Here is a 7,969-nt window from a genome sequence, read left to right as displayed (position 1 = left end):
TTTCAAAACAGGACTCTCAGGCCATATAGCGGCATTAAGACGAATATCATAAATTCAATACTGTCGCCTTCTTGCGTTCAACAGAGCAACATCAAGCCCACCCGAGTTTCCCAGTGGCCCACTCGAGTACAACAGTGCATGCTGCTCGAGCCCGGTGAATGCGGCAAGGAGGTGTTGCTGCAGCGGCTATCTCGAATTCTACTCGATCGTCGAAAACGACACCCGTGATCGTCCGTCGCGTCGATGAACGGACAGTCGTATTGCTTTAGCTCGAGGGTGAGGTCTATAGTACCAACTGCAACGATTTGCACACTGATCGTCGATCCATCTGGCGAGCAGGTGTATACTGACTTGCAGTGGCCACTATAGCATGGGACGATCCGTCCGGGAACCGGGCGATCTCGCGCGACGACGCGAACCGGTGCCGGTCATTCCGGCTCACCACCGTATCGTTCCTTGACGGCCGCCCTGTCGAGTTTCGACGGGCCGCTCGTGGGCATCTCGTCGACGAACGTGAGGTACTTCGGAACCTTGAACTGCGCGAGTCGTCCCTCGAGGTAGCCCTCGAGTTCACGCGTGGTCAGCGGTTCGTCGCCTTCGTCCACACCGTCTTCTGCGGGTTCGACGACCGCTTTCCCGACGGTCCCCCACTGGTCGTCGGGAACACCGATCACGAGCACCTCCGAGACGGCCGGGTGGTCCGCGATTTCGTCTTCTACTTCCGGAGGATAGACGTTCTCACCGCCACTGATGAACATGTTCTTCTTGCGACCCTCGATGTGGTAGAACCCGTCCTCGTCCCGGCGAGCGAGGTCGCCAGTCGACACCCAGCCGTCGGCGAACGTGTCCTCTCCCGCGCCCGAGTCGGCCCAGTAGCCCGAGGCCGCGTGCGGACCTGCGATCTCGAGTTCACCTACGTCGCCGTCCTCGAGCGGCTGCCCGTCGTCGTCGACCACGCGTACGTCGGTGTGCAGTACTGGCTTGCCGACGCTGGCGACCTTCTCTTTCGGCCAGTCGTCGGGCATCGCGAAGTTGTTCGGACCGCACTCGGTCAGCCCGTACCCCTGGGAGAATTCGACCCCTCGCTCGCGCCAGGCGCGGACGATCGCGTCCCGGCAGGGGCCGCCGCCGCTCTTGACGAACCGCAGCGTCGAGAGGTCCGTCCGTTCCCAGTCGTCGTTGCGGGTCATCGTCCGTAGAACGGCTGGCACCGCGACCAGGACCGTCGCCCCGTGGCGGTCGATCTGCTCGAGGACGCGGCCCGGCTCGACTTCGCGGTCGACGAGCAACGTCCCGCCCATGTTGAAAAACGGGAGCGGAAGCACGTTCCACCCACCCGTATGGAAGATCGGGAACACCATCGGTGCGACATCGTCGGGCCGCAGACCCCAGGCAGTGATCGTGTTGAACGAGTTCCAGTAGATCGAGCCGTGTGTGATCGTCGTCTCCTTGGGGGTCCCCGTCGAGCCGCCGGTATGCAACAGGAGATGTGGGTCCGACAGCGCGCGTTCGGCCGTCTCGACTGGCCGAACGTCGCTTGGAACGCGCTCGTCGTACGTATCCCAGCCGCCCGCGATATCGTCGGTCGCCAACTCGAGGACGATCGGATCGACCTCGGCCCGCGCGATGGCGTGTTCGACGCGCTCGACGAACGGGGACTCGATGACCAGCAGCCGCGGTTCGACGAGGTCGAGTAGTTCGCCGAGTTCCGGCGGCTCGAGCCGATACGACAGCGGTGCGAGGATCGCGCCGAGTTTGCCCGTCGCGAAAAACAGGTCGAACGCTTCGACCCGGCTCCGAGCGACGAGCGCGACCCGTTCGCCCTCGTCGACGCCGACGGACTCGAGCAGCCGAGCCGTCGCATTGGCCCGATCGTCCAGGGCGGCGTACGTATAGGCTTCGCCCAGGGTCTCGTCGACGACCGCCGTCCGATCTGGCGAGAGCGACGCCCGCCGTCCGCTCCAGTCGCCGACCCACTCGTAGGGATCGCTCCCCCAGTTCATGTGTGACCGCCACCGATGGGGTGTCGGGCTACTTCGAACGTGTACGGGCACGGCGGCGCGTCGGACTTCCCGGTCACGCGGTTGTCGAAGAGAATCGACCGATACTCGTCCTCGCGGGCGCGACGCTGCCAGCGCCACAGTCTCTTCCCGTAGCCCGGGTCTTCGAGGAGGGGAACTGGCTCGCTGCCTTCGGGGCCGTCGCCCTCGTACACGATCGAGGCTCCGTCTCTGGTGGCTGTTGGCATATCTTGTACTGCACCCAGCCGTCCAAAGTAGTTCCGCGTTCGAGTGTCAACCCCGAGGAACTGGCCGTAAACCCAAGTTCAGATCAACACTCGCTCGAGGTCGACCACGACGCCCGATTCGGCGTCGGCTGGCCCGACGAACTCGCCGAGACAGACCGCCGCGCCGTCGGGGGTATAACAGGCGACCAGATCGCCCTCTGTAGGGTCGTCGACCTCGAGTACGCCGGGTGCGTAGACCGGCGCGCCCTCGGCGACTTCCCGGGCTGCGCTCGGGGCGATCACGACCCCTGGCAACTCTTCGAGGATGCGTTCGGCGGGATCGACGACCTCGTACAGCGGTTCGGGGTCGTCGTCCTCGACCCAGAAGCCAAGCGCGTCGAGAAACGCCTGAGCGGAGTGAAGATCAGTGTCGTCGAACGGCGACGTCGCCGTTCGTCGGAGGTCACCCATGTGGCCACCGGTGCCAAGCGCCAGTCCGAGGTCGTGACAGAGCTTGCGGACGTACGTGCCGCTCTCGCAGCGAATTCGCAGGAGAAGCCGTCGCTCCTCGACCTCGAGCACCTCGAGATCGTAGATTTCGCGGACGCGAAGACGACGGGCCACCGCGCTCTTTCGGGGCGGCTTCTGGTAGATCGGTCCCTCGAACGCCGCGACGATCGACGCGGCGTCCGAGGGGATCGAACCGTGACACTCGAGGACGGCGACGTACTCCTTTGGCCCCTCGAGAAACACCTGTGCGAGGCGGGTCGCGTCGCCGAGCATGATCGGCAAACAGCCGGTCACTTTGGGGTCGAGCGTTCCCGCGTGGGCCGCCCGGTCGATCGACGCTTCAGGTCCCCGGTCCGCGAGCGTTTCGTCGACGGCGTCACGGAGCCAGCCGCTCACCTGGTGTGAGGACGGGCCGGGCGGCTTGTCGAGGTTGACGACGCCGAAAGTCAGCAACTCGGCAGGCGAGCGCTCGTCGGGCGGAGCACGGAGGTCACGAGTCATGCATTCAGAACTCGTACTCGAGGCCGACGCGAGCTTTCCCCTCGTCCCCGTTCGTGTCGTACTCCTCGACGGCCGTGACGAGCATGTCCAGTACCGCATCGGGTTCCCAGCGAGCCGTGTTCACGGAGAGGTCGTAGATCGTCAGGTCGCGAATGTCGATCCCGTAGTACTCCTCGTAACGCTGGGCCTCGCTGGCCTCGCGGGCCTTCGTCTCTTCGGTCGCACGGTCGGGATCTTTGTCCTCGCGGTCGGCGATTCGTTCGCCACGGACCCGTGCCGGTGCGTCGAGCCAGAACCGGAAGTCCGCCTGGTCACCAGCCAGCCAGCCGGCCAGACGCGACTCGAGAACCAGATCGTCCTCCTCGATGGCAATCTCGCGGAGCCGCCGATCGAGATCGCGGTCGATCTCGTCGTTTTCCTCCGCGAGCTTGTTGAACTCGAGTGGCGTGTAGCCACGCTCCTCGGCCAACTCGCGGAAGATGTCGCCGCCGCTGACGTGGTCCAGATCGAAGGCGTCGGCGAGCAACTCCGCAGTCGTGCTCTTCCCGCTTCCCGGCGGGCCGGAGACTGTCAGTAACATATCCGATCTGCGACGCGGCGGCTAAAAGGGGTTTTGAATCGCTCGAGCGTCGTGTCCGTCGGTTCGGGCTCGACTCTCGTAGGTCGGCCAACAGCGGGCGGCGGCGAGTGAGAGAAGCGGCGAGAAAAGCGGTGGGAGAGCAGTCGAGGAACGTGGTACGTGGTACGTGGTACGTGCCCGTTCGGACGAGACGAGACGTGATCAGGTGCCACTCGGCGTCATGTCGATGTTCAGCGACTTCCGCAGCAGCTGGGTAAAGCCCATCGAGCAGAGGAAGTACCAGACGATCCAGGCCCACATCGGACCGAGCAGCCCCTCGTCGAGTCGGACTTCACCTGCAATCGGCATGATCATCGTCAGTTCGGCCTGGCTCACTCCGCCGTCGAGGATTTTCCAGTACATCCACAGGAACAGTGGGATCGTAAACAGCATGATCCAGACCATCGGGCGGAACTGCTCTTTGAACATCCCGAGATTGTCCGCCATGGCTTCCATCTGTTCCTCGCGGACCTCCTCGAGTTCGTTCTCGAGGCGCTCGATCTCGGCGTCGCTTGCCCCACGCTCTTCGGCCTCTTTCTTGCGCTCGCGGACGTCTTGCTGTTTCTCCTGCATGGCCTTCATTCGCTTCTGGTACTTCCCGATGATCTCGGGGTTCATCAGGTTCGCCTGCAGGAGCGTCGAGTAGAGACCGGTCAGCAGTGCGACCGAAAGGATTACTGCATAGAACGGGAGGGCGGCGTCGAGCGGAGCCATCACCGTATCGATCGCACCGCCGACGGTGTTTCGGACGGAGTCGAACCAGTAACCGACCATCAGCAGGACCGAACCGACCGCGGCCATCTTGTCCCACTGCGACCACTTCGACTGTTCGGGGTCGACGTCGACATCCGGGACGACGATCTCGTCGGCGTCGCCGTCGAGTGCCTCGTCGTAGGCCTCCCGATCGGCGATCTCGAACCCTTCGTCGCCGTCGACTAACAGACCCTTCTCGATCAGTCGACCCCACTGGCCGCTCGTCAGCTCGTCGTTGACGTCTCCCCACTGAACCTCGCCGCCGTTCTCGTCGGCCGCTTCGCGGACGGCCTCGAGGGCCTCGTCCATCGAGGCATCTTCGCGGATGAGGGCGTTGATCTTCTCGGCTGTACGCGTCATCTGTGTGGACTAGCGCACGTACGGTATACAAGTGTTTATCTTCGTCGGAGGCCGGGTTCTCGGATACGCCTGCGAACGGCTGTGATCTCGACATCGGTCCGCGGTTCGACGAGCGTCGGAAGTGTCTCTTCAGCCACAGACTCTATCCCGCGAGTATTGTTCAAACAGTTTACGACGCCAAATGAGTTTTCTGACCCGGAAAACGCCCGCGTTCGTTGCTCTCTTGGGACCCGTACTGACACTAGAAAACGAACGTGAACGATTCTAAATGGTCTGATCGAAGAACCCCATTATTCTCTCTGTGACGTTCGTGTTGAGCTATGTTTCCGCGCCGTCTCGAGGGGTCGAGACTGACCGAACACGGACAGTCGACGCTGATCGGACTCGTGTTGCTGATCGGGATGGTCATGATCACCAGCACGGGCATGTTCGTCGTTGCCGGACAGATGACGACGGATTTGCAACACCAATCCGAATCAGAACGGATCGAGGGGGCGTTCGTCGAGTTGAGCCAGCAGATGGAAACGGTATCCACGACCAGTGATGTCTCACGCTCGATGGACCTCGAGGTAGGCCAAAACGGAGCGGTCGTAATGACTGAAACGGGGACCATCGAGATCGAGGGAGGGGATGTCGATGCGAACGTCTCGATCGGAGCGATCGAGTATCAAGGGAGAGATGGAACGAAACTGGCCTATCAGGCTGGCGGCGTTTTTCGTGAAACCGGAAACGAGACGCGAGTCGTCTCCTCACCGCCGCTAGAGTACGACGCTGAAACGGAGACTCTGATGTTCCCGGTGATAGAGGTAAGCGACGAAGCGCAGCTCGATTCCGGACAGCTAGAGCTCGATCACGATTACACGGACCCCCTACGAGAGGCCGAGATCGTCGAAAACGATACAGTCACGATCGAAGTCACGAGCGAGTATTATCGTGGGTGGGAGACGTACTTCGAACGGCAAGGGGGGCCAACGACGGTCCAGGACGTCGACCCACACGAAAACGGGGAAGCTGGGACGGTAACTGCTGAGTTCGGGTATCAAGAGATCGCCGATGCGTTCAGGAAAGAAGCGATCTACGCGACGGAGTTTCAGACCGGTGGAAACGTCGACATCGATGCAGAAAAAGAGGCATATCCACCTCTGACTGAAGAGGTAAACAGGGTCGTAAACGAAACGAACTCCTCCGATGCCGAGTACGATGGACAGGAAGTCACGGACCTCGGCACGGTAAACGAGTTCAACGACAGCGTTAGTGATGGCGTTTACTACGCCGAGGGTATCGAGGAAGATGGGCACCTATCGTTCGACCTCTCGAACGGAAACGCGACGCTGGTCGTCGATGGAGACATCATCGCTGACGGCGAGACGATAACTGTTCGCGACTATGCCGATGGGACCCAACTGAGCGTCTATCTGACCGGCGACTACGACGCTAGCAACGGCGGAAACACCTGTGTCGTAGACGAGGGGTGCTACGAAGACGAGGATGGGTCCGTCATCCAGCTCGTGACCACGTCCACCTCCGAGGTCGATTTCGGACCTGGGGGTAGCTCGCGGTTCGAAGGCATCATTTACGCTGGCGGGGCCAACGAAGACTGGAGCCAGCGTAACGGGTGTGAGATGCAGGTCTGTGTCCACTCGAATCCGAACTTCTACGGTTCGCTCGTCGCGTCGTCGGTGAGCCTACAGGGAGGACAGGGCGGACTCGATTTCGAATACGACGACTCGCTTCAGGAGGAACACATCGAGATATATCCGGATCCTGAGTTACTTCCACCCCAGCTCACGTATCTCAACGTAGCCGAACACCAAATCTCGGTTAGCGAGGACTAGGCGACGTCCTCGATCGTCGTCTTGACCGCCTCCCAGACTTCTTCCGGCGCTTGCTCGCCGTCGACGCGCTCGAGTGCACCTTCGTCTTCGTAATACTCGATCACTGGTTCGGTGTTCTCCCGGAAGACCCGCAGTCGTTCTTTGACCGTCTCTTCGGTGTCGTCGTCGCGCTGGACGAGTCGCTCTTCGACTTCGGGGTCTTCCGGCGGGTTGTACTCCACGTGATATATCTCGTCCGTCTCGGGGTCCAGACGGCGGCCAGTCAGCCGGTGGACGAGTTCCTCTTCGCTGACATCGAGATACAGTACCACGTCGAGATTAGTCATACCCTCGAGTTCTTCGGCTTGCTCTAGGTTGCGCGGATAGCCATCGAGTACGAAGCCGTCGGACTGGGAGAGCGCCTCGTCGACGATGGCGTTGACGACCGCGTCCGGGACGAGCTCGCCGCGGTCCATGTACTCCCGGGGCGTGTCGTACTCCGTGTCCATATCGGAGATGTCCATGTCCTTGTTCGCGCGGAGTGCGTCGCCGGTGGTAACGTGTTCGACGTCGAACTCCTCGGTGATCTTTGCGCTCTGGGTACCTTTCCCTGCCCCGGGTGCGCCGAGGATCAGGATGCGTGGCCCTGCCATACCCGACCGTTCAGCGCCGGCGCATAAAGGCTTAAAGAAACGGGCACGTCTGTACGTGTACGACCACTTATGACACGATTCGATGCGAGCGAGCCTGCGGAGCGACGAAAACTGTATGTCGACGCCATTACCGCTCATCGACAGCGGGGACGGGGCTTTCTGACATTCGAGGTCGACGAACGCGTGTTCGATGCCGACGGCGGTGACGATCCGCTTGCCGATTCCGACGGCTCCGAAGCGAGCGTCCATGTCGATCCGGAACTCGGCGTTCCCTGGATTCAGTTCGCGGACGGAACGATCAACCTCGACTGTACTGCCGACGAACTCGAGACCCTCAAGTCCACGGTCGGTGAGTTTCCGGCGTTCAAGATCGACGAAGTGAACCGACCCGAAGAGGCGGCCGGAACGAACGCACGAATCAGTGCGAAAGCCGACGGGAACCGGATCGCGCAGTTTATCGACGCGGTGTTTCAGCGCGTGTACGGTCTCCCCGAGTCGTTTCGGGTCTGGGTCGTCGAGATCTGACCGCAAC

8 protein-coding genes are annotated in these 7,969 nt (G+C 61.7%); 2 read left to right on the top strand and 6 right to left on the bottom strand.

Features of this window, described 5'->3' with window-relative positions:
* Window positions 1–428: 428 nt before the first annotated feature.
* The 5 genes from C446_RS09360 to C446_RS09340 all read right to left on the bottom strand — a co-directional run bounded on the left by C446_RS09360 (window position 429) and on the right by C446_RS09340 (window position 4,970).
* The gene (locus tag C446_RS09360) at window positions 429–2,003 is read right to left on the bottom strand and encodes a class I adenylate-forming enzyme family protein (protein WP_006672845.1); all 1,575 of its coding nucleotides are present in this window, start codon (window positions 2,001–2,003) and stop codon (window positions 429–431) included.
* On the bottom strand, window positions 2,000–2,248 hold the full coding sequence (locus C446_RS09355; protein WP_152419413.1) for an alpha/beta fold hydrolase: 249 nt from the start codon (window positions 2,246–2,248) through the stop codon (window positions 2,000–2,002). The genes C446_RS09360 and C446_RS09355 overlap by 4 nt, the downstream gene beginning before the upstream one ends.
* Window positions 2,249–2,326: 78 nt before the next feature.
* Window positions 2,327–3,238, bottom strand: a complete 912-nt coding sequence (locus C446_RS09350) for an RNA-guided pseudouridylation complex pseudouridine synthase subunit Cbf5 (RefSeq protein ID WP_006672843.1) — start codon at window positions 3,236–3,238, stop codon at window positions 2,327–2,329.
* A gap of 4 nt (window positions 3,239–3,242) precedes the next feature.
* Window positions 3,243–3,818 carry a (d)CMP kinase gene (gene cmk / locus C446_RS09345; protein ID WP_006672842.1) on the bottom strand — a complete coding sequence of 192 codons (576 nt, stop codon included), beginning with the start codon at window positions 3,816–3,818 and terminating at the stop codon, window positions 3,243–3,245.
* 201 nt (window positions 3,819–4,019) lie between these two features.
* Window positions 4,020–4,970 carry a DUF106 domain-containing protein gene (locus C446_RS09340; protein ID WP_006672841.1) on the bottom strand — a complete coding sequence of 317 codons (951 nt, stop codon included), beginning with the start codon at window positions 4,968–4,970 and terminating at the stop codon, window positions 4,020–4,022.
* Between the two features lie 320 nt (window positions 4,971–5,290).
* Here C446_RS09340 and C446_RS09335 point away from each other — a divergent pair, with 320 nt between their 5' ends.
* Complete coding sequence (locus C446_RS09335; protein ID WP_006672840.1) at window positions 5,291–6,805, top strand: DUF7289 family protein; 1,515 nt, start codon at window positions 5,291–5,293, stop codon at window positions 6,803–6,805.
* Here C446_RS09335 and C446_RS09330 read toward each other — a convergent pair.
* The gene (locus tag C446_RS09330; protein WP_006672839.1) at window positions 6,802–7,437 is read right to left on the bottom strand and encodes an adenylate kinase; all 636 of its coding nucleotides are present in this window, start codon (window positions 7,435–7,437) and stop codon (window positions 6,802–6,804) included. The genes C446_RS09335 and C446_RS09330 overlap by 4 nt on opposite strands.
* 69 nt (window positions 7,438–7,506) lie before the next feature.
* Between C446_RS09330 and C446_RS09325 the strand changes: the two genes are divergently transcribed.
* Entirely contained in the window at window positions 7,507–7,962 is a 456-nt protein-coding gene (locus tag C446_RS09325; protein WP_006672838.1) for a hypothetical protein, read from the top strand.
* Window positions 7,963–7,969: the final 7 nt, after the last annotated feature.

Origin of the sequence: Halobiforma nitratireducens JCM 10879 (assembly GCF_000337895.1) — an archaeon.
Classification (GTDB): Archaea; Halobacteriota; Halobacteria; order Halobacteriales; family Natrialbaceae; genus Natronobacterium; species Natronobacterium nitratireducens.
The sequence above is the reverse complement of the archived record's forward strand: the minus strand, read 5'-3'. Positions and strand labels throughout refer to the sequence as shown.

Bases quoted from the DNA above. Each gene is read 5' to 3' on its own strand.
- cmk (WP_006672842.1), bottom strand. From the start codon at position 3,818: ATGTTACTGACAGTCTCCGGCCCGCCGGGAAGCGGGAAGAGCACGACT.
- C446_RS09360 (WP_006672845.1), bottom strand. From the start codon at position 2,003: ATGAACTGGGGGAGCGATCCCTACGAGTGGGTCGGCGACTGGAGCGGA.
- C446_RS09340 (WP_006672841.1), bottom strand. From the start codon at position 4,970: ATGACGCGTACAGCCGAGAAGATCAACGCCCTCATCCGCGAAGATGCC.
- C446_RS09335 (WP_006672840.1), top strand. From the start codon at position 5,291: ATGTTTCCGCGCCGTCTCGAGGGGTCGAGACTGACCGAACACGGACAG.
- C446_RS09350 (WP_006672843.1), bottom strand. From the start codon at position 3,238: ATGACTCGTGACCTCCGTGCTCCGCCCGACGAGCGCTCGCCTGCCGAG.
- C446_RS09325 (WP_006672838.1), top strand. From the start codon at position 7,507: ATGACACGATTCGATGCGAGCGAGCCTGCGGAGCGACGAAAACTGTAT.
- C446_RS09330 (WP_006672839.1), bottom strand. From the start codon at position 7,437: ATGGCAGGGCCACGCATCCTGATCCTCGGCGCACCCGGGGCAGGGAAA.
- C446_RS09355 (WP_152419413.1), bottom strand. From the start codon at position 2,248: ATGCCAACAGCCACCAGAGACGGAGCCTCGATCGTGTACGAGGGCGAC.